The sequence below is a fragment of the Vibrio sp. RC2502 genome (genome assembly GCF_054850435.1).
Map to the genome: position 1 here is coordinate 2,082,861 of NZ_CM141453.1, position 20,846 is coordinate 2,103,706.

The following is a 20,846-nucleotide window of genomic DNA, read 5'->3' on the forward strand; positions in this document are numbered from 1 at the left end:
GCGCCTCTAACTCACCAGCTAGAGGCGCTGAACTTTACATCGTTACTTTACATTAAGCCTATTTCAGCACCGACACTTTATGGAACAGACGATACAACACTGGCACGACAATAAGTGTCAGGATGGTGGCAAAACCTAAACCAAACATAATCGTTACCGCCATCGGTTTAAAGAAGATATCAGGTAGAAGAGGAATCATACCCAAAATGGTGGTAATCGCTGCCATACACACTGGGCGAACACGACTGACTGCCGCATCAACCACTGCGTCATACGCCTCTTTCCCCGACTTCATCTCAATTTCAATTTGGTCGAGCAGAACAATGCCGTTTTTGAGTACCATACCAGATAAGCTCAAAAAGCCCAGCAACGCCATAAAGCCAAACGGCGTATTGAGTGCCAACAAACCCGTGGTGACACCAATCAATGCCAGTGGCACGGTGAGCCAAACAATCAGCGGTTCTTTAATCGAGTTGAATAGGAACACAGTGATCAAGAACATGAACAAGTAGCCCATCGGCATCGTTGTGAACAGAGACTCTTGAGCATCACCTGAAGACTCGTACTCACCGCCCCATTCTAGAGAATAGCCAGGTGGCATTTGAATCGCTTCGATTTGCGGCTGTAGGCGTTTTTGCAACGTCGATGCGGTTTCTTCACCGAGAATATCAGGGTCCGCCATCACAGTAAGCATGCGCTTACGGTTCTTACGCACGATGATAGGGTCTTCCCAACGCATGTCGTAACCCATTGTGACTTGCTGGAGTGGGATAAACTCACTCTGCGCAGGGCTCCAAATTTTCATGCCTTCGATGTTACGAATATCGATACGCTCGTCTTCTGGTAAACGCGCCACAATAGGCATCAACGTAGTACCGTCACGGTAAAGACCTATCGTCATTCCCGAGAACGACATCGATAAGAAATCATCCACATCAGATTTAGTGATACCGTAACGACGCGCTTGGCTTTCGTTGAACTGAGGCTCAAGCACTTGAGTACGCTCACGCCAATCGTGGCGAATATTGGTCGCGCCCGGATCGGCGTACATGATATCCATTACTTGCGCCGCAATCGTGCGAAGCACCGTTGGATCAGAGCCGATAATACGCGCTTCAATTTTCGCGCCGCCACCAGGGCCCAGTTCAATCTGTTTGAGCTTGTAATTGATCTCTGGATAGTTGGCTTTTAGGTGATCCCTAAACCGTGCCATTAACGGCGCAAGCGCTTCGTAGTTATCAACTCGCGTAGTGATTTCACCATAAGCGGCATAGCTTTTTTCCGGAGCATACGTCAGCATAAAGCGTTGCAGACCTTTACCCGCAGTTGTTGTGATGTGATCAACGTGCTCTTGCTCAGCAAGCCAAGATTCCAGTTCTTTTAGCTTATCGTTAGTCGCACGAATATCTGTACCTTCCGGTAGCCACACATCCAATTGGAAAATTGGCGTGGTTGAAGATGGGAAAAACGATTGTTTTACCAAGGTAAACCCATAAACACTTGCACCAAGCCCAACAATCAAAACCACGACCGTTAACCACGCGCGACGCATACAAAACTCTAAAAACTTTTTATATGCCACAAAAATAATGCCGTTATATGGGTCGTTTTCCTCACCTTCACCTTGCTTAATTTTCTGCCCCTTAAAGAAAATATCGGCAAAGAACGGCGTTAGCGAAATAGCGGTAAACCAACTCAGCATGAGGGAAATCAGCAGCACCGTAAACAAGGTGCCACAGTACTCACCCGTGGAGTCTTCCGACAAACCAATTGGCGCAAATGCCGTTACCGCAATTACAGTTGCACCCAATAGCGGCCATTTGGTTTGAGTGACAATATCCGTCGCAGCTTGTAATCGCGTTCGCCCTTTTTGAGTGCCGATTAATATCCCTTCCACCACCACGATGGCATTATCCACCAACATACCGAGTGCGATAACCAACGCACCCAGAGAGATGCGCTGCAAGTCAATCGCGAGATATTTCATGAAGATGAACGTACCTAAAACCGTGAGTAGCAAGATCAGGCCTATCAGTAGACCCGAGCGCAACCCCATAAAGAACAGCAATACAATAATTACGATGCCAACCGCCTGCGCCAAACTGATCACAAAGCCGCTGACCGATTTATCTACCTCTTTCGGTTGGCTGTAAATCTCCGAGATCTCGACACCAACCGGTTGTTGATACTTCAACTCGGCAAGGCGACGATCAAAGGCCTTACCGACTTCAACCACGTTGACACCTTGAGCAAACGACACACCGACGTTCAGCGCTAAGCTGCCGTTAAAGTTGATGATGTTACCCGGCACTTCAACATAGCCACGTTTAATTTCTGCTACGTCTTTGAGGAAAATAAGCCCTTGCGCACCAGATTCGGTGATCAACAGATCCCCTAACTCATCAACGCTTTGGAACTCACCCGTAGGCTGAATTCGAATGTACTCATCACCAATACGAATAGCGCCAGCATCAGACACAATATTTTGCGTGGACAGCAAGTTAAAAACCGTGTTTGGCGACAAACCAATACTGCTTAGCTTCTTCATCGAAACTTCAATAAAGACTTGCTCTTGCTGCTGACCAGAGACAGAAACCTTGCTGACGCCATCGACCAGTTCAAGTTCACGGCGTAAGTAGTCGACATAATCCAGCAACTCTTTATAGCTGTAGCCATCCCCTGTCACTGCCAACAAGATGCCGTACACATCACCGAAGTCATCAATAACCTGAGGCTCATTAACACCCGGTGGTAACGTGACTTTTAAGTCGTTCACTTTTCGACGCAATTCATCCCAAATTTGTGGTAAATCATCGGGGCCATAGTTGTTTTTCATCGTCACGGTGATCTGAGATAAACCACGGTTGGAAATGGAGTTCACTTCGTCAACGTAAGTCAGTTGCTGGATGGCTTTTTCCAGCGGGTACGTCACTTCTTCTTCCACTTGTTGCGGCGTCGCACCTGGGTATGACGTCACTACCATCGCATCTTTGATAGTAAAGGCCGGATCTTCTAAACGTCCCAACCCGAAGAAAGCAGCAATACCACCAATCAAGAAGATCAAAGACACCATCCAACTAATCACGCGATTTCGAATGAAATAAGCCGCAATGCCCGTTACGTCATCATCACTTTGAGGCACTTTGTTTTGCTCGCTCATAAACCAGCCTCCTGCTTAACCACTTCCACTTTCATTCCATCTCTGAGTCGCGAAACGCCAGCAACCACCACTTTGTCGTTAAGCGCTAATCCATCAAGCACTTGAATCGAGGTTTTGGAGGCTTTGCCGGTTCGGATTTGTTTTCGTGAAATGGTACTGTCGTCATTCAGCACCCAAACAAACTTGTTCTCACGTCCAAGCTCGTCTCCATCAGCATTGAAAATTGCCTCAATCGGCACATTGATCCCAACGTTCAGCTCTAAACCCACTTTTTCATCTTTCGAGGTCACTTCAACGGCCATACCATCAAGGATGTATTCCTCTTTTGGCATCGGTAAAGAAAGCGTCACGGTAAACGTTCCTGTGGTTGGATCAGGCTCAGTGGTGAACTCTTTAATCGTCGCCTTGTACTCGTTGCCACTAGGAACACGAACCACCGCATTAATTGCCGTTAATCTTTCTTCTGTAGGAGGCTGTTTGACGTACAAGCGATCTGGCAATTGAATCAGAACTTCTACGCGATCCAGACTGTGGATATTGACAATATGTTGCCCAACTTGAACACTCTCAAATTGATCAATATTGACCCGAGAAATGATGCCATCAACCGGCGCTTTTAATGTGGTGAACGATAAACGCAACTTAGCGAGTTCCAACTCCGCCAACGCGATTTGGCGCTGCGCAGCAATTTCATCAAACTGCGACTTCGCCAACAAACCTTTATCCATCAAAGGCCGAGAGCGGCGATATTGACTGTCGACCACAGAAAATCTCGCCGTGGCATTATCGACATCCAGTTGATAATCCGTTGGGTCTAGGGTGGCAATAACAGCGCCTTTTTGCACTTTATCCCCTTCTCGCACCAATACGCGACTCACTTCGCCCGCCACACGGAAACTCAAATGAGAGCGGTCTGCAGCGTTCGCAACCGCAGGAAAATACAGATTGTCATCAACTCGATTACCTTCCAGCGAAACCACTCTTACTTTGGGGGTTTCGACGGTTCTTTCTGGTCCTTTTTCACCACAGCCAGCCAAAGTAAGCGCCGCGAAAATCGCGGTTAAGGTTATGATTCCTTTCATACTACAACCCTCGCTCCTTCACCCAAGCCCGGACTTTGATTCCCGGCTCAATGACATTAATGCCTGAGATAATGATTTGATCGCCATCCGCTAACCCTTGCAAGATCTGTCCATTGTCATTCATCGTAATGTCTGCTTTCGCAACCACACCTTGGTCATCAACGCGCCAAACGTAAGTTTTTCCATTTTCTTCAAATAGCGCAGAATCTGGAATTTTGGTCGCTCCGGAGTTTTGTGACACGAGATACGCATTGCCTGACATACCTGGAAGAATGCCTAGCTCTGGCGGTCTTTCCATCACCATCGTCACTTTATAGCTGCCTGTTTTTGGGTCTGCTTCGGTGTCAATTTCTTGGAAAGTCAGATCGAAAGAGCGTTCGGGAAACGCATCGAATATCATTTTTGCTGAAACATTCACGCCTTGCGTATAGCGGTTGAGCAAATAGTCAGGCAGTTGAAAAATCACCTTCATTACCTGATTGGTTTGAATGTTCATCACCCCTTCTTTAGCGGCAACGTATTCATGATTTTCGGCAGGAAGATAAGAAATGGTGCCATCGTAAGGAGCAACAAGTTGGGTGTAGCGCAAGTTCGCTTTGGCTTGATCCCATTGCGCTTTAGCGGAGTTATGATTAGCTTTCGCTTCATCAAAATCTTGTTCGGAGACCACTTGGTCTTTCCGCAGCTTTTTATAGCGCTTGTACTGAACATCAGCTAACGCAAAATTCGCTCTTGCTTGCTTTTCCAGTAAGGAATATTCATCTGGGTTAAGGACTGCTAGCACATCGCCTTTTTTAACGACTTGCCCTTCATTAACTTCGATCGATTGAAGCAACCCTGGGACACGAAATGCGAGTACAGCTCTGTCACCGGCTTCTGTGGTGGCGGGGAAATGGCGTTCAAATTGTGCGTTGCCAACAGAAACAGTAAAAAGTTTTGCGGGGCGAGATTCTGGCTCAGGAACTGGTGGAAGCTCTTTACCACAACCCGACAATGCAGCCGTGACGGCTATCGGAATGAGCAGTTTTCTCATCACATTCATCCATAAAAAGTAAGTGATTACATTTAAAGTAGATGAATTATGAATTAACTTCCAGAGCACAAAAGATTAATTATGCTTAAAAATTAGTAATTTGTGATAAAAAAGCAGGCTTGTCGCCTGCTTTATTTAAATCATTGATAGATGCATCAAGTTTAGAGTTTGCTGAACTCTCGGTTCACCCTAAATGTATCGGACGTCACATACGCTTCCATGTTACGAATTTTGCCATCAAGACGGTCAAAATCTCTTTCCAAAACACTGAGTAATTGATCCGGACTTTGTCCTTTCTGCCAAGGCTTACTTTTAAGCGTATGCTCTTGCTGCTCTCTTATGTTTTCAGAATATCTCACGGGTTGCTTTTCGAGCATAAATGCCATCGCGATATACGCTAACACCACTAAGAATGTACCACCTAATAGGGCAGCAGAAATCACTACAATACGAATCAACCAAACTTCTGCACCAAAGTAGTTGGCAAATCCGGCACAAACACCGGAGATTTTGCCATTTACTGGATCACGATACAGTTCTCGATTATTCATACTTACGTCTCCATGTTGGTGACTCAGCATCTAAGATGCGCTCCAATGTATCAACTCGAGACTGCATCGCTTCCGCTTTTTCAGACAGTACCTGAAGGCGCTCTAAGTCTTGGCTCGACAGTGCACTATCCGTTTTGCGTTTACTGCGATAGTGTAAGAAGAGCCATAGTGGAGCGACAAAGATTAAAAAGACAATCACTGGTCCTACTAAAAAAAATGCCGACATAAATGGCTCCTCTCTTATTTATCTTGCGATGACATCTGCTCTTTCAGTTTTGCCAACTCTTTTTCAATTTCGTCTTGAGCCTGAAGCTCTGCAAACTCTTGCTCTAGCGATTTTGCATTCCCAGTTTGAGCGTACAGATCGGCTTCCGCTTCCATTTCGTCAATTTTACGAGAATATTGATCGAACTTCGCCATTGCCTCATTTGTGCGGCTAGTATGCAGATGCTTTTGAACATCGCGACGGTTAGACGCTGTTTGATTACGAATCGCTAGCGCTTGTTGCTTTGCTCGTGTTTCTGCGATTTTGTTCTCAAGCTTACCGATTTCACCAGTCAACTTGTTGATCGTTTCTTCCACCAGCGTTTGCTCTGTGTGCAAACCTTTTACGACTTGCTCAAGTTTTTGCTTTTCAATTAGGGCTGCACGCGCCAAATCTTCGCGCTCTTTAACCAACGCTAGGCTCGCTTTTTGACCCCATTCGCCAATTTGCTCTTCTAGCATCTCAACTTTACGAGCCAGCTCTTTTTTGTCTGCAATCGCTTTAGCCGAGTTAGTACGCACTTCTACAAGTGTGTCTTCCATTTCTTGAATGATAAGACGGATCATTTTTTCAGGATCTTCCGCCTTGTCTAGCAATGCACTGATGTTTGAGTTAACGATATCTGCAAAACGAGAAAAAATACCCATAACGGAACTCCTCTTTTTTCCTATTAAAACTCGACAAGGTGGTGATTCACCTTGTGTCTCCCTGAATACATAACAAGTACCATGCCAACTTTTATAATCTATTAAAATCAACAAGTTACCAGTAATCTTGTTGTTATGCACCGTTATGCTATGATGTTTTTCACCAACAGTTGGTAAAATTCACCAACTCTTCGCTTAAATTAGGCTAGGTAGCAAAAATAAGAAGGATTTTATGAAGCAAAACCTTATTGGTGAATCTCCCGCTTTTCTCGCTGTATTGGATAAAGTATCACAACTCGCCCCAATTGAACGCCCCGTCCTCATTATTGGTGAGCGAGGTACCGGTAAAGAACTGATCGCTCAACGTTTGCATTACTTATCAAAACGTTGGGATAAGCCACTTCTTTCTCTCAACTGTGCGACCTTAAGCGAAGGTTTGATTGACTCCGAGTTGTTCGGCCATGAATCCGGCTCGTTTACTGGTTCAAAAGGCAAGCATAAAGGCCGTTTTGAACGTGCGGAAGGTGGCACCTTGTTCTTGGATGAGTTGGCAACTGCGCCGTTACTTGTGCAAGAGAAGCTGCTGCGAGTGATTGAATACGGTGAATACGAACGCGTCGGTGGCCATACCGCTCTTAATGCGGATGTACGCTTAGTGTGTGCTACCAATGCAGATTTGCCACGACTGGCTGAGCAAGGTGATTTCCGTGCCGACTTACTCGATCGTCTAGCCTTTGACGTTATCATGTTGCCACCACTGCGAGAACGCAAAGAAGATATCCTGTCGCTTGCCGAACATTATGCAATGAAAATGTGTCGAGAGTTGCAACTCGAATACTTCGTTGGTTTCACTCATCAAGCGCAACAAGCCCTGCTCGATTACTCGTGGCCAGGTAATGTGCGTGAGCTAAAAAACGTAATTGAGCGCGCTATCTATCAACACGGATTAAATGCAGAACCGATTGATGAGCTAATTTTTAACCCTTTTGCCACTGGTTGGAACAATGCGCTTGGTCATACTGCGGCAAACGAAGATCCTCAAGAAGAAGCCTCGTCTCAAACGACTTCGATCCACTTTCCTCTCGATTACAAACAGTGGCAAGAGGAGCAAGATATCAATCTTCTCAATCGTGCCTTGGAGGAAGCAAAATTCAACCAACGACAAGCTGCCGAATTGCTAGGATTAAGCTATCACCAGCTACGAGGCATGGTCAGAAAGTACGGTTTAGTCGGACAAAGTTAACAAAACCAAAAACACCACTAGCCATAGATAACGCAACTCATGTCTGCAAAATTCGGGCTACAGTGTTAAATAGACATCGTATTTTGATCTAACACCCTACCAGCAAAAGATTTTGTGTTTGGAGCGAGTTCACAAAGGTGTTAAATTAGCGAGATCATTTTCGCTTGTGAGCTCTGGACGAGTAAGATCAAATGAAACAAGCAAAATCCAATGAACATTTCATATTATGAATGCTTTTATAAGATTATCGCTGAGCCTTATTGGTATTAGCTTACTGACTGCCTGTGGTGAAGAAATCGATCACAACGATATTCGCCAAGCAGGTTTTGTGTTTTGTGGGCAAGGTAAACCAACAACATTTAATCCTCAGCTTATAGACAGTGGTATTACAGCCGAGGCGTTAAGCCCTCAGTTGTACGACACCTTACTCACGCTTGATCCTAAAACACACCAACCTATTGCAAGCATTGCGGAAAGTTGGTCTGTGAACAAGGAAGGTACTGAGTACACATTCAAGCTCAAACATGGCGTTCAGTTCCAAGCGACACCGTGGTTCTCTCCGACTCGCCCGTTAAATTCAAAAGACGTGGTATTCAGCTTTAAGCGAATCATTGATGTAGACCATCCTTTTCATCAAGTTGGTGGTGGTTTTTATCCATGGTTTGCTGGTTTAGATTTTCAAAATCTATTGCAAGATGTGATTGCTGTCGATGATTACACAGTGACGTTTAAACTCGCGCAACCAAACTTTTCATTCTTGGCAAATATCGCCACCAGCCATGCGGTAATACTGTCAGCAGAATACGGTCAACAATTGGCGGCAAAAGACAACAAAGAGCAAATCGACCAACTCCCTATTGGTTCAGGGCCTTACCAGCTCAAAGAGTATCAAGTAAACGATTTGATTCGCTTGGAACGTCATCCGAACTACTGGAACTCGCCAGCGAAAATGGAACAAGTAGTGTTCGACATTTCACACCGTGGTACTGGCACGTTAGCTAAGTTGCTGCGCAATGAATGCGATGTTTTGTCTTCACCTATCTCTAGCCAGATCCCAATCATTCAAGAAGATGAAAACCTTGAGTTGACGGCAACACCAGCAAATAACGTTTCCTTTATTGCGATTAATACCGAGACTCCAGCACTTCGCGACCCAAGAGTCCGCCAAGCGTTGAACCTTGCGATCAATCGTCAAAATATCTTGGATTCGGTTTATTACGGTACAGGTACCCTAGCTTATACATTGCTGCCGCCGAACTCTTGGGCGTATCAAAAAGACAGTGCGAAAATTCGTTATGACCGAAATTACGCTCTCGCTCTACTTCGTGAAGCAGGATACGAAGATGGTCTAAAACTGTCGATGTGGGTGCCGCTAGAGCCAAGAGCATTCAACCCAAGTCCACGCAAAACTGCTGAGCTCATTCAGGCGAACTTCGCCGATATCGGCATCAAGCTGACTCTGCTCACCGACGACCGTTTCGAGCGAGTGGATCTTGAAAACATCAACGATATCGACTTGCTCCTTACTGGCTGGATTGGCGATACTGGCGATCCGGATAACTTCTTCCGTCCTTTACTATCGTGCGAATCAGACCGAGTGGGCCTTAACGTTTCGATGTGGTGTAACGATGATTTCGACTTTTTGCTGGATCTCGCGCTAGAGACGCAAGAGCAACGTTACCGCCTAAACCTGTATCGTCAGGCGCAAAATATTTTGAATGAAGAGTTTCCAGTTATTCCGTTGGCACATGGGGTTCAATTCCGTGTGCACGACAAGTCATTAACTGGCTTCAAATCGAGCCCTTTCAATGCCCAACCGTTTGATAGAGTTGAGAGAATCCACTGATGTTTTGGTACACCATTCGACGATTTAACCTCTTTTTCATCACTTTGATGATTCTCACTTTGGTGGGCTTTTCTCTGCTGCGCCTTGACCCGCTTTCACATTGGGCAAATGTGGAGTTCTGGTCTGGCTGGCAAAGCTACTTAATTAACCTTTCTCAGCTCGATTTTGGTTTGAGCAAAAACGGCAATGCGATTTACGACGAACTCGCCGTTGTTTTTCCAGCCACATTAGAATTGTGCTTTTTCGCCTTCCTGGTTTCGCTCTTAATCGGTATCCCACTTGGTACGATTGCAGGGATGAAACAGGGTAAGTGGCTCGACACTGGTATCTCGTTTCTTTCGATGTCGGGTTACTCTGCTCCGATTTTCTGGGTGGCACTACTGCTGATCATGGTCTTCTCGTTGGAATACCATATCTTCCCTGTTGCTGGACGCTACGACTTGCTGTACGAAATCGACCATGTGACTGGGTTTGCCATTATTGACGCCTTTATGGCGAAAGGTGAATACCGAGCTCACGCACTGCAAAGTGTCATCGAGCACATGGTTCTGCCGTGTTTGGTTCTGGCGTTAGCACCTACGACTCAAGTTGTTGGTTTGATGCGTGCATCTGTTGCAGAAGTTATGAGCCAAAACTACATTCGCGCTGCCCGAATCAAAGGTTTATCGAATCGTGAGATCGTCACTCAGCACGTAATGCGTAACGCCATTCCGCCCATCATTCCAAAAGTTGGGGTTCAGCTATCTAGCATGATCACTTTAGCGATCATCACCGAGTCGATCTTTAACTGGCCGGGCATTGGTCGCTGGTTGCTGGATGCGCTTGCCAATCAAGATTACGCCTCAATCCAAGCAGGAGTAATGGTGCTTGCGACACTCGTATTAACTGCCAATATCCTTTCGGACTTGATTGGCGCCATGATCAACCCTCTGGTGAGAAAGGAATGGTATGCTAACAAATAACGTTTATCAGGAAGAACGCATTCCAACTCAGTTTGAGCGATTTTGGCGTAGTTACCGCGCTAACGGGTTAGCGATGTTTGGCTTGTGGTGTTTAGGCTTGATCGTATTGATCACCATCTTAGCTCCGTGGCTTGCTCCGTTTGATCCACAAGCACAATCTGGTGAGTTACTCGTTCCCCCTTCATGGGCACCAGCGGGCACCGTCGATTACTTTTTAGGAACCGATGACTTAGGTCGTGATATTCTGTCGCGCTTGATCATGGGCTCTCAACTGACTTTTGGCGCAGCAGTTGGCATTACTGCGATTGCGACCATCGTAGGTTGCTTTATCGGAGTGCTGGCGGGGATGACGAAAGGTCTGCTTTCCAGTACTTTGAACCACCTTCTCGACACCGTTATGTCGATCCCATCGCTATTGCTCGCGATCATTTTTGTGGCATTCCTTGGCTTTGGTGAATTTAATATCTTGCTGGCGATTTGTTTAGCCCTGATCCCACGCTTTATTCGCTCTGTGTATATTGCCGTACATACTGAGGTAGAAAAAGATTACATCATGGCAGCCCGCCTAGATGGCGCAAATGACTTCTACTTGCTGTGGAGCTCGATTCTTCCAAATATTTTAACCGTCATTGCAGCAGAGATTACTCTCGCTCTGTCGGCGGCCATTTTGGATATTACAGCTCTTGGATTTCTTGGCTTGGGTGCTCAAGCGCCGAGTACCGAATGGGGAGCCATTTTGGGTGATTCCGTCGAGCTGATTTACATCGCACCATGGACCGTGACGCTTCCGGGTCTGACCATCATGTTCACCGTAATTATCTTAAACTTAGTAGGTGAAGGTGTACGCCAAGCGCTGAATGCGGGGATCGAATAATGCCGTTATTAGATATTCGACATCTGACTATCGAGATCGAAACACCACAAGGGATGGTGAAAGCCGTCGACCGAATGAGCCTAACGCTCAACGAAGGTGAAATCCGAGGCTTAGTGGGCGAGTCTGGCTCAGGTAAAAGCTTAGTTGCGAAAGCGATCGTGGGGGTTTGTAAGGACAACTGGCGAATCACCGCGGACCGAATGCGCTTGGGTAACATCGACCTTTTACAGCTTACGCCGAAAGAGCGTCGACGCGTCATTGCCCGCGATATCGCGATGATCTTCCAAGAACCCTCAACCTGTTTGGATCCTTCCGAAGAAGTAGGACGTCAATTGATTGAGTCTATCCCCTCTCGCGCCTTTGAAGGCAAGTGGTGGGAGCGATTCAAATGGCGTAAAAAACAGGCCATTGCGCTACTGCACAAAGTTGGTATCAAAGATCACAAACGCTTGATGGGCAGCTACCCGTACGAGCTAACAGATGGTGAATGTCAAAAAGTCATGATCGCCATGGCCATCGCAACCAAACCTAAATTGTTGATTGCCGATGAACCAACTAACGACTTAGACCCCATCACTCAATCGCAGATTCTGCGTTTGTTGAGCCGAATGAACCAGCTCAATAACACCACGATTTTGCTGATCGGTCACGACTTGGCTACCATCACGCAATGGGCAAGCCGAATTACCGTCATGTACTGTGGTCAGTCGGTTGAGTCTGCCGACACCGACAAAATCATCGAAGCACCTAAACACCCTTACACTGACGCGCTGCTAAAAGCGATGCCAGATTTTAATGATTGGGTACCGCACAAGCAGAAACTGCAATCGCTACCTGGATCTATCCCTCCTTTGCAGCACCTGCCAATTGGTTGTCGATTAGGGCCACGTTGTCCGTACGCGCAAAAACAGTGTGTTGAAATTCCACACACGCGACGCATTAAAAACCATAAGTTTAACTGTCACTTTCCATTGAACACGGAGAAGAAGTCATGAGTGCGTTACTCGAAGTCGATAACTTATCGAAGCAGTTTGTCACGCGTTCTCGACTGTTCAGACGTCAAGTTAATGAAGCAGTTAAGCCCGTGAGCTTTACGCTAGAACCGGGGCAAACTATTGGCTTTATTGGCCAGAATGGCTCCGGTAAATCAACACTTGCACGTATGCTCGCAGGCGTTGTTGAACCGAGCTCTGGTGAGATCCGAGTCAATGGTGAGCGTTTAGAACACAAAGATTACGCAACGCGATGTAAGTTGATTCGCATGATTTTCCAAGACCCAAACACGTCACTGAATCCTCGTATTCAAATTGGACGAATCTTGGAAGGTCCGTTAAAACGAAACACCAACATGCCGCCCGATGCACGAATGAAACGTGTAAAAGAGACGTTGCTTCGCGTGGGGCTTCTGCCGGAGCACGCCTACTTCTATCCTCAAATGCTTGCTGCTGGTCAAAAACAGCGTGTGTGTTTGGCTCGTGCACTCATCCTTCAGCCATCAATCATTGTGGCGGATGAAGCGCTAAACGGTTTGGATATGGCGATGCGCTCGCAGATCATCAACCTGTTCTTGGAGCTGCAAGAAGAGATGGGCTTGTCGTTTGTGTACGTGTCTCAGCATATCGGTATCGTTAAACACATCACTGACAAAGTGATGGTCATGCACGAAGGCGAAGTGGTTGAGTTTGGAGAGACAAACCAAGTCCTTACTAATCCAGAACATGCGATTACCCAGCGTTTGGTAGAAAGCCATTTCTACAAAGCGCCAAGCCACTAAACAGACAGCTCACGAAAAACAAAAAGCCTGCTTTCATGCAGGCTTTTTCTATTGGGTGAAGCGAGTAAAGGCAGATTAACGACGGCTTGCTTGTTTACGCAGTTCGAAATCAAACTCGTCAGGAAACAACACCACGCCTTCTTCGTTTTGATTCGGGAATACAACAACCGATAGCTCATCATCTTCTAGGCCAGTAGTCCAACGGCTATGCCATTTGTTAAGAGAGATCGCTTCTGGTTCACACTCTTCCCAGTCACCCGTTGCCCACTGCTTGGCAAATTCTTCATTTGGCCACACAGGAACGCAATCATCGTCTTCTGTGTTTAACATGACACAGCCGTGCTCGTCTTTAAGAATCCAAACTTTACGATTCGCGACAATCTCTTTGACACAATACTTTAGGCGCTGCTCTTCGTTGTAGCGATTAATCGTATCGATTTGTTCTTGGGTGAGTTGCTCAGACATATCAGTCTCCTGTTTCCCATAGAAAAATGCCCGCAGCTAAGCGGGCATTTACAGTATATGCTGGTAATAATGAAATTACGCTAGCTCAGTTTGAAGCCAAGGCCAACCTTGCTTCTTACGGCTTAGTGTATTTTCCATCATTAGCATGCCGTCTTTCTCGTGCTTAACAAGTTTCTCAGCCCACTCACCTTTGTATAGAAGACGAGTTTGAGCAGTTGTGATGTCTGTTAGCATAACTGCAGCGAACGCTAGGTTATCTTTCTCACAACGAGATTCTAGGTCTGCTTCTAGTGCTTCGATCATACCGTCAACTTGCTCAAGAGTTGCAAGTTCAACCTGACCAACCACTACGTCACGACCGTTGAATGGGTAACCTTTAAGGTCCTTTTCAACGAGTTGAGCCGCAGATAGACCTTCGATATTTGTCTTAGCAATTAGAAGATCTTTCGTGAATGCGTCCACATCTTGTACGTCAGCGATTGCAGCTAGCTCAGCAACAGCATCTTTGTCTTTTTGTGTACAAGTTGGAGAAGCGAAGCCTACTGTGTCAGATAGGATTGCTGACATCATTAGCTTAGCGATTTGAGGCTTGATCTCGTGACCTTCAATCTTGAACATGTTGAATAGTACTGTGTTAGTACAGCCAACAGGCCAGATCCATGCTTCCATTGGGTTCACTGTCATCACGTCACCTAGACGGTGGTGGTCAACGATACCCGCAATTTCAGCTTCAGCGATGTCGTCTGGTGCTTGCGCTAGATCTGAGTAGTCTACTAGCCAAACGGTTTCACCCGCTACTGAAGTGCGAAGTTCTGGAACTTCTGCGCCAGCTACTTCAAGAATGTGCTGAGTTTCACGGTTGATTTCGCCCTGACGAATTGGCATTGCTTCAACGCCACGCGCCTTTAGAAGTTCTGTTGCAACTAGTGCACTACAAATACTGTCACTGTCTGGGTTCTTATGACCTACAACTAGAATCATGTTTCTTCCTATTCAAGTCAATTTGATACGCTTCCGAACAATGGCACGATGTGCCGTGGAAGCTGTTTGCTCACAAAGGCCGATACTTTACCTGATTTGAGGGAATTTGACACGAAGAAAAGTTCACAACCCTATTGCGAATAAATCTCATTTACATATAATGATAATTATTACCATTTGCATTTGAGTTAACGATGAACGCGACCCGATTTTTGCACTCCGCACAGCAGCTATTTCAGCCAACTCAGTTCCAGTTAGCTTATAAGCGACTGCTTATCCCCATTATCATGCTTGTCTTATTAGCGAATGAGAACACCCGAGAGATCACAGTGACCACGCTTTCCGATTCTTTCTGGGCAGTATCTTGTTATGTCGCAGCAACCTTGGCGATTTATCATTACCTCTCCAACTTTATGTCGAAGACGAATCGCATCACTCAGCTCTATCATCGCTCTCGTCATCATCAGGTGTTTTTTGCAGCCCTACTCGGTGCGCTTCCGGGCTGTGGCGGCGCTATTGTTGTTACGACTCAATTTATTAGTGGACGAGTAGGATTTGGCGCAATCGTAGCCGTACTGACATCAACCATGGGCGATGCGGCATTCTTGTTACTCGCGGCAAAACCGTCCGTCGGCGTTGGCGTCGTCGCACTTGGCATTGTGGTAGGTACGGTTTCGGGGTTGATCGTCAACGCATTTCATCCTGATGATTTTCTACGCCCCGAGCCAAAACAAGCGAGCGCTCACCACCATTGTTGTCAGCATCAAAGCGAGCGATACACACCTTTAGAGCAACGTGCGATTAATCTTCAAGGCGCATTCTGGAAGTGGTTGATAATCCCTGCGAGCATGGTGGCCGTAATGACCTCATTCCAAGTGGATATCAATCAGCTACTGAATTTGAGTCCAAGTAGCATTGAATGGTTAGGAGCGATATTTGCGGTGGTCTCCATGTCGTTGTGGGCAATGACAAAAGAGTTGGGAGATTATCAATCGACGGTGTCAGAAGATGAAAAAATCGTTGATTCACACCCGATTCAAAAAGCAGCTCAAGACACCAACTTTGTCAGCGCGTGGGTTATCGTGGCGTTTCTTGCGTTTGAATTAACGACCTATTTTTCAGGCGTTGATTTGGCTGCTACCTTCTCAAATTGGGGCATCTGGATGCCATTGGCTGGCTTAGCCATCGGTATGCTACCAGGCTGCGGCCCACAGATTCTCGTCACCAGTTTGTACATTACTGGTGCCGCACCATTATCCGCGCAGATTGCGAATGCGATTTCTAACGATGGAGATGCACTGTTCCCCGCGATTGCCATGGCTCCCAAAGCGGCATTGATGGCAACGATCTATTCTTCTATCCCTGCGTTCATTGTGGGCTATGGCTATTACTTTATGTTTGAGTTTTAGTTATTCCGCTCTCAAAAAAGAACACGTAAAAACAAGAAAAGAGCCCAAGTGGCTCTTTTCGTTTAATACGTCGTTTTCAATGACCTTTACGCGGTCACTATTGCTTTGGCATTCAGACCTCTATCGACACTCACTAGAAGCAACTGACAAGGATCTTGGTTGAGCTTTTCTCCGGTCCAATAGTCATACCAATCAACGGGCTGATCCGCTGTGAGAGTAAATTCAGTCGCATTGTGATTCGCGTAATTGAACAAACAATGTAGATCATTCTTGTCCGTCAGTTTCAAAAAAGCATGGCTCAAACTTAACGCCGTGAACTTAGCAGATTCTTGGCTGCGTCGTTGTCGCAACATCAGCTTCGCCAAGGTTTTACTCGCAAATGGCGTGATTTCTGGGAGAGGGTCGCCAGACAAAAGCAAGCCGCCAGACGCTAATAATACGGTACGGTGAAACTCGTAGTCTTCACGTGATGCAGCTTGATTAGCAAGAGAAGTAAACGTCGCGCAGTCTGGGTCAATTTGCCACAATTTACGGTGCTGCCAGCTACGGAAAAACGTCTCTTTAGCGATCTGTTCAAAACGGTGGCTATGGCGCTCGACGTCATCAGACACACGCATCGCATCCACCAGCCCCAAAGATGGCCACATTGGCGCGTTGCAGCCAAGCAACCACGCGTCTCCTGCGCCTCTGGCGATCGCCTCCATCCCTAATCGATACGCTTCGACACCCGTAATACCAGACTGACTACGTTTTCCTTTTAGTGTTCCCCAGTAGTTTGCATCGAGCTTAAACAGCTCTACGCCCCACTCTAGCCTCATCACTGACACAACGTGCGTTAGATGATCTTGCACTTCTGGGTTGGACGTATCGAGAATATACCAAGGCGTGCAACGCCAGCCGCCGTAGGTAACATCTTCGGCTTTAAGGAGCTGACCGTCAGGATGACGAACAAACCATTCAGGATGTTGCTTAAAGACCTCAGATTCTGGCTGCGCTATGAAAGGAGCCATCCAAATCGCCGGCTTTTTGCCTTTTGCGCGAATGTTTTGGATCAGCTCCTTCACACCGCCAGAGAATTTATCCGACGGCGTAAGCCAATCCCCCATGAACGCTTGATAGCCATCATCCAGAAGTACCCATTCTAAGTCTTCGAGCTTGTCTTGCATGCAATCGACATTTTCTAAAACATTTTGCTCGGTCACATCGGCATAGTACGCATACCAAGAACACCAGCCTATCGGTGCATCCTGCGTAACACCGTTGCGAATAGGATGATGCACGGCAATCATCTCGCTGAACTCTTGATACAGATCGGATAGCGAGTTGCCAGTTAAAATCGTAATGGACTCAAGTTGATTGTGTTCCCAATCCGCCACTTGCGTGTGTTCGCCATCGATTGCAGCGGTCAGTATCCACTGCCCATTTCGCTGTTGTATATCAAAGTATCCAGCAAATCGACGGCACGTCGTGAAGCCAAACAAGGTGTAACCAGCAGAATCCTCAATCACTAGATAGTTGTAGTAACGCTTGGGGGCATGTTGTGAGTACACACGGTATGGGGGAATGTTGTCGGGGCAGCGACCTATTTCAATAGGATGCGTGATCGTTCCTGACGTTTGCGCCAACATTTGAAAACCATCACCAATCACGTTGGCTTCGTGCTCGTATAGAAACGGCATTTCGAACAGCACTTCACGGTCAGTAAAGGTCTTATTGTGAAGCCCAGAGAAAGAGAAATGGGCTTGATTACCAATCACATCCACGTGCAGATCGTTATCGATGATCGTCATTTCGGAATGGTTGGCTAACTGAATGGTCTGAGCCATATTGCATCTACTCACTGATTATTATTGTTTTGTGTCCAATTGACCCCACGATGCTTGGTTGCGCGTGAAGCCTTTTGAATATGACTTCATTATCCTGTGAATGATGCGAGCAATTCGTTATTTTCGTCACGAATCCATGCACTCTGACGCTCAAAAACGGTTATTGAGATAACGCTCACTGAAATTTTGGTTAAAAAAATACCAGCCCGAAGGCTGGTATTTCGATTTATGCAAATTGCACTAATTAAGCAACTTCGATTGGACCACCGAATGAAGTCACTGGCGGTACTTTGCCTGTGAACTTCTCGAAGTCTACGATACATGTGTTCGCAGAAGTCGCTTGAGCAAGCTCAGAAGAGCCGATGTCCTGCGTTAGCGTATTAGGGTCACCGTAAGTACAGATTGCGCCTTCTTTCTCGTTTAGAGGGCCATACCATGCGCCTTCTTCGATACGGATAACGCCACGTGGGTAGCTGTCAGTTAGAACAGCACCAGCTAGTAGCTGACCGCGGCCGTTGAATACGCGTACCAAGTCACCGTCTTTGATGCCTTTTGCTTTTGCATCGATTGGGTTGATGTAAACAGGCTCACGACCTTGCACCGCGTATGTCGCGCGGAACTCTTCAGACTCACACATTTGAGAGTGCAGACGCTTGTCTGGGTGACAAGACTGCAACCAGAATGGGTATTTGTCTGAACCAGGGCCACCGTGTGAACGCTCTGATTTTTCGAACCACATTGGGTGCTCTTGACAGTGTTCGTAACCGTAACGGCCGATCTTACGTGATGTAATCTCGATGAAGCCAGACGGTGTACCTAGAGGGTTAAGCTCAGGGTCTTTACGGAAGTCCGCGTGACGAACCCAAGGTTTACCTTCACCGAAGTCTAGTACGCTCTTCTCCCAGAACTCATTGAATTCTGGCATTTCGAACTTACCTTCGTTCGCTTTCTTACAATCGTTGTATAGGCTTTCGATCCACTCCATCTCGCTCATACCACGAGTGTATTCTTCGCGGCGACCAAAACGCTGAGTTAGTTCACTCATGATTTGGAAGTCAGGCTTAGATTGGAACAATGGATCAACGAGACGATGCATCGCGATCAGACCTTTGTTCGAGTATGAACCGTACACGTCGATGTCGTTACGTTCCCACTGCGTACACGCAGGTAGAACGATGTCAGAGAAACGACATGTTGCAGTCCAAGCAAACTCGATCGTTACAACCGTTTGAAGTTTGCGGAACGCTTTCTTCATGCGGTTACGATCTTGATGGTGGTGCCATGGGTTACAACCCGAGATAACCATCATCTTGAAGTCTGGCAGTTTCACTTTACCGCCGTTGTAGTTGATCTCTTTGCCTGGCTCAAGCAGACAGTCGATCCAACGTGCAACTGGGATAGTACGGCTGTAACCGTTAAAGTCGTTGTTGTCCCACTTCGGCTTCATACCTTGGTCAAGGTTACGAGGGAAGCCACCAGGGCCCGCGAAACCAGTAGAAGGCACACCGATACTTGAGTAGTGGTGACCGTAAGAGATACCACCGCCAGGTAGACCGATTTGACCAACCATTGCCGCAACCACAGCCGCCGCCCAGTATGGCTGCTCACCATGCTCTTGACGCTGGATACACCAACCCATCAGGATCTGTGTACGGCCGCTTACTAGCATGCGTGCGAATTCACGAATCTTGTCCGCTTTCACGCCACAGATAGCCGCTGCCCATTCTGGTGTCTTCTCTACTTTGTCTTTTGTCTTACCTTGAACGTATTGGATGAACTCTTCAAAGCCTAGACAGTAAGTATCAATGAACTTCTTGTCGTACAGGTTTTCGTTGTACAGAACATGAGCCACAGCCAGCATGAACGCTACGTCTGTCATCGGGTTGATGTACAGGTGATCGTTCTCTAGGTAGCGTTGTGTTTTGTTCTTAACTGGGTCAACAGACAGAACGTTGATCTCGCCTTTCGCTACTTTTTCTTTTAGCTCTGCAAGGTACTTGAATGATTCGTGAGTTTCACAGTTCCAACCTACTTGTAGGTTTTTCACTGGGTCGTTTGCCCACAGAATAATGTTGTCTGAGTTCTCAAGGATTTCAGACCAAGACGTACCTTGTGCGTAAACTTCAGTTGAACCAAGTACGTAAGGCATGATGGTTTGACCTGCACCAGTCGAGTAGTCGCCTACTTTAGTGATGAAGTTACCGTGCATACCTACTGCACGTTGCATGTGCGCGGTACAGTTGTTAAATGAACCTGTTTGGTTCCAACCAGTTTGACCAGCATGCAGAGCCCAAGGACCGTATTCTTTTTGAACACGTTCTAGCTCACGGTAGAACAAGTCTAGAGCTTCATCCCAAGTCACACGGATGAAACGGTTGTTACCACGAGTATCCGCGCTGTATTTATGTTTCTTCAACCAATCTAGACGAACCATTGGGTAACGAACACGTGAAGGGCTGTAGATAATACCCTTGATGCCGTTCAACATTTCTGTTGGGTTTTTGTCTAGTTCTAGCGGTTTGATCTCTTGAACTTTACCCGCGTAGATGTGGGCGCGGAACGCGCCCCAGTGTGAGCCTGTTACTTTCCAAGTACCAGTCGACTCAGCTGCGTTTGCAGAAGCTGACGCCAATAAGCTTGGACCGATAACTGACGCTGCACTTGTGGTTGCTACACCTTTAAGAAAACTTCTTCGTGTAATAGCCATTTAAATTACTCCAATCCGCGC

The 20,846-nt window shown here is 46.6% G+C and carries 17 protein-coding genes; 7 read left to right on the forward strand and 10 right to left on the reverse strand.

The genetic code is table 11. The annotated features are described in order from the left end of the window. Positions 1 to 58: 58 nt before the first annotated feature. The 6 genes from vmeI to pspA form a co-directional block, all read right to left on the reverse strand. Positions 59 to 3,160: an efflux RND transporter permease subunit VmeI gene (gene vmeI, locus ACYJZR_RS09740; protein WP_461715821.1), complete on the reverse strand. Its 3,102-nt coding sequence runs from the start codon at positions 3,158 to 3,160 to the stop codon at positions 59 to 61. Next, complete coding sequence (vmeH, locus tag ACYJZR_RS09745; protein ID WP_406964873.1) at positions 3,157 to 4,242, reverse strand: efflux RND transporter periplasmic adaptor subunit VmeH; 1,086 nt, start codon at positions 4,240 to 4,242, stop codon at positions 3,157 to 3,159. The genes vmeI and vmeH overlap by 4 nt, the downstream gene beginning before the upstream one ends. Before the next feature lies 1 nt (position 4,243). Further along, on the reverse strand, positions 4,244 to 5,275 hold the full coding sequence (gene vmeG, locus ACYJZR_RS09750; protein ID WP_005462329.1) for an efflux RND transporter periplasmic adaptor subunit VmeG: 1,032 nt from the start codon (positions 5,273 to 5,275) through the stop codon (positions 4,244 to 4,246). 161 nt (positions 5,276 to 5,436) lie between these two features. Then, the gene (gene pspC / locus ACYJZR_RS09755; protein ID WP_005462375.1) at positions 5,437 to 5,826 is read right to left on the reverse strand and encodes an envelope stress response membrane protein PspC; all 390 of its coding nucleotides are present in this window, start codon (positions 5,824 to 5,826) and stop codon (positions 5,437 to 5,439) included. Continuing rightward, positions 5,819 to 6,052 (reverse strand): envelope stress response membrane protein PspB, encoded by a 234-nt coding sequence (pspB, locus tag ACYJZR_RS09760; RefSeq protein ID WP_005462365.1) that lies wholly within the window; start codon positions 6,050 to 6,052, stop codon positions 5,819 to 5,821. The genes pspC and pspB overlap by 8 nt, the downstream gene beginning before the upstream one ends. 14 nt (positions 6,053 to 6,066) lie before the next feature. Beyond that, positions 6,067 to 6,738 (reverse strand): phage shock protein PspA, encoded by a 672-nt coding sequence (gene pspA / locus ACYJZR_RS09765; protein ID WP_005462360.1) that lies wholly within the window; start codon positions 6,736 to 6,738, stop codon positions 6,067 to 6,069. A 232-nt stretch (positions 6,739 to 6,970) separates the two neighbouring features. On the opposite strand from pspA, the gene pspF reads away from it, so the two are divergent. The 6 genes from pspF to ACYJZR_RS09795 all read left to right on the forward strand — a co-directional run bounded on the left by pspF (position 6,971) and on the right by ACYJZR_RS09795 (position 13,437). Continuing rightward, complete coding sequence (gene pspF / locus ACYJZR_RS09770; RefSeq protein ID WP_005495684.1) at positions 6,971 to 7,981, forward strand: phage shock protein operon transcriptional activator; 1,011 nt, start codon at positions 6,971 to 6,973, stop codon at positions 7,979 to 7,981. 226 nt (positions 7,982 to 8,207) lie between these two features. Then, on the forward strand, positions 8,208 to 9,827 hold the full coding sequence (gene sapA / locus ACYJZR_RS09775; protein ID WP_025624273.1) for an ABC transporter substrate-binding protein SapA: 1,620 nt from the start codon (positions 8,208 to 8,210) through the stop codon (positions 9,825 to 9,827). Next, the gene (locus tag ACYJZR_RS09780; RefSeq protein ID WP_005462367.1) at positions 9,827 to 10,789 is read left to right on the forward strand and encodes an ABC transporter permease; all 963 of its coding nucleotides are present in this window, start codon (positions 9,827 to 9,829) and stop codon (positions 10,787 to 10,789) included. Before sapA ends, ACYJZR_RS09780 begins: the two co-directional genes overlap by 1 nt. Further along, complete coding sequence (locus tag ACYJZR_RS09785; RefSeq protein ID WP_005462338.1) at positions 10,776 to 11,663, forward strand: ABC transporter permease subunit; 888 nt, start codon at positions 10,776 to 10,778, stop codon at positions 11,661 to 11,663. Before ACYJZR_RS09780 ends, ACYJZR_RS09785 begins: the two co-directional genes overlap by 14 nt. Continuing rightward, positions 11,663 to 12,658: a peptide ABC transporter ATP-binding protein gene (locus ACYJZR_RS09790; protein WP_005462378.1), complete on the forward strand. Its 996-nt coding sequence runs from the start codon at positions 11,663 to 11,665 to the stop codon at positions 12,656 to 12,658. Before ACYJZR_RS09785 ends, ACYJZR_RS09790 begins: the two co-directional genes overlap by 1 nt. Next, the gene (locus tag ACYJZR_RS09795; RefSeq protein WP_005462331.1) at positions 12,655 to 13,437 is read left to right on the forward strand and encodes a peptide ABC transporter ATP-binding protein; all 783 of its coding nucleotides are present in this window, start codon (positions 12,655 to 12,657) and stop codon (positions 13,435 to 13,437) included. Before ACYJZR_RS09790 ends, ACYJZR_RS09795 begins: the two co-directional genes overlap by 4 nt. A gap of 75 nt (positions 13,438 to 13,512) precedes the next feature. On the opposite strand, the gene ACYJZR_RS09800 is transcribed toward ACYJZR_RS09795, so the two are convergent. Next, positions 13,513 to 13,902, reverse strand: coding sequence for a DUF2750 domain-containing protein (locus ACYJZR_RS09800; protein WP_005478908.1), 390 nt, complete (start codon positions 13,900 to 13,902; stop codon positions 13,513 to 13,515). A 75-nt stretch (positions 13,903 to 13,977) separates the two neighbouring features. After that, the gene (locus tag ACYJZR_RS09805; protein WP_005462364.1) at positions 13,978 to 14,883 is read right to left on the reverse strand and encodes a manganese-dependent inorganic pyrophosphatase; all 906 of its coding nucleotides are present in this window, start codon (positions 14,881 to 14,883) and stop codon (positions 13,978 to 13,980) included. A gap of 194 nt (positions 14,884 to 15,077) precedes the next feature. On the opposite strand from ACYJZR_RS09805, the gene ACYJZR_RS09810 reads away from it, so the two are divergent. Next, positions 15,078 to 16,292 carry a putative manganese transporter gene (locus ACYJZR_RS09810; protein WP_025509279.1) on the forward strand — a complete coding sequence of 405 codons (1,215 nt, stop codon included), beginning with the start codon at positions 15,078 to 15,080 and terminating at the stop codon, positions 16,290 to 16,292. An 86-nt stretch (positions 16,293 to 16,378) separates the two neighbouring features. Here ACYJZR_RS09810 and ACYJZR_RS09815 read toward each other — a convergent pair whose 3' ends face one another. Together ACYJZR_RS09815 and torA are read right to left on the reverse strand one after the other, a co-directional pair. Continuing rightward, complete coding sequence (locus ACYJZR_RS09815) at positions 16,379 to 18,118, reverse strand: glycoside hydrolase family 36 protein (RefSeq protein ID WP_005478875.1); 1,740 nt, start codon at positions 18,116 to 18,118, stop codon at positions 16,379 to 16,381. Positions 18,119 to 18,362: 244 nt separating this feature from the next. Further along, positions 18,363 to 20,825 carry a trimethylamine-N-oxide reductase TorA gene (gene torA / locus ACYJZR_RS09820; protein WP_005462326.1) on the reverse strand — a complete coding sequence of 821 codons (2,463 nt, stop codon included), beginning with the start codon at positions 20,823 to 20,825 and terminating at the stop codon, positions 18,363 to 18,365. Between the last annotated feature and the right edge of the window lie 21 nt (positions 20,826 to 20,846).

What these genes read in the sequence shown, in the direction of transcription:
- vmeI (WP_461715821.1), bottom strand. Translation starts at nt 3,160, where the DNA reads ATGAGCGAGCAAAACAAAGTGCCTCAAAGTGATGATGACGTAACGGGC.
- vmeH (WP_406964873.1), bottom strand. Translation starts at nt 4,242, where the DNA reads ATGAAAGGAATCATAACCTTAACCGCGATTTTCGCGGCGCTTACTTTG.
- vmeG (WP_005462329.1), bottom strand. Translation starts at nt 5,275, where the DNA reads ATGAGAAAACTGCTCATTCCGATAGCCGTCACGGCTGCATTGTCGGGT.
- pspC (WP_005462375.1), bottom strand. Translation starts at nt 5,826, where the DNA reads ATGAATAATCGAGAACTGTATCGTGATCCAGTAAATGGCAAAATCTCC.
- pspB (WP_005462365.1), bottom strand. Translation starts at nt 6,052, where the DNA reads ATGTCGGCATTTTTTTTAGTAGGACCAGTGATTGTCTTTTTAATCTTT.
- pspA (WP_005462360.1), bottom strand. Translation starts at nt 6,738, where the DNA reads ATGGGTATTTTTTCTCGTTTTGCAGATATCGTTAACTCAAACATCAGT.
- pspF (WP_005495684.1), top strand. Translation starts at nt 6,971, where the DNA reads ATGAAGCAAAACCTTATTGGTGAATCTCCCGCTTTTCTCGCTGTATTG.
- sapA (WP_025624273.1), top strand. Translation starts at nt 8,208, where the DNA reads ATGAATGCTTTTATAAGATTATCGCTGAGCCTTATTGGTATTAGCTTA.
- ACYJZR_RS09780 (WP_005462367.1), top strand. Translation starts at nt 9,827, where the DNA reads ATGTTTTGGTACACCATTCGACGATTTAACCTCTTTTTCATCACTTTG.
- ACYJZR_RS09785 (WP_005462338.1), top strand. Translation starts at nt 10,776, where the DNA reads ATGCTAACAAATAACGTTTATCAGGAAGAACGCATTCCAACTCAGTTT.
- ACYJZR_RS09790 (WP_005462378.1), top strand. Translation starts at nt 11,663, where the DNA reads ATGCCGTTATTAGATATTCGACATCTGACTATCGAGATCGAAACACCA.
- ACYJZR_RS09795 (WP_005462331.1), top strand. Translation starts at nt 12,655, where the DNA reads ATGAGTGCGTTACTCGAAGTCGATAACTTATCGAAGCAGTTTGTCACG.
- ACYJZR_RS09800 (WP_005478908.1), bottom strand. Translation starts at nt 13,902, where the DNA reads ATGTCTGAGCAACTCACCCAAGAACAAATCGATACGATTAATCGCTAC.
- ACYJZR_RS09805 (WP_005462364.1), bottom strand. Translation starts at nt 14,883, where the DNA reads ATGATTCTAGTTGTAGGTCATAAGAACCCAGACAGTGACAGTATTTGT.
- ACYJZR_RS09810 (WP_025509279.1), top strand. Translation starts at nt 15,078, where the DNA reads ATGAACGCGACCCGATTTTTGCACTCCGCACAGCAGCTATTTCAGCCA.
- ACYJZR_RS09815 (WP_005478875.1), bottom strand. Translation starts at nt 18,118, where the DNA reads ATGGCTCAGACCATTCAGTTAGCCAACCATTCCGAAATGACGATCATC.
- torA (WP_005462326.1), bottom strand. Translation starts at nt 20,825, where the DNA reads ATGGCTATTACACGAAGAAGTTTTCTTAAAGGTGTAGCAACCACAAGT.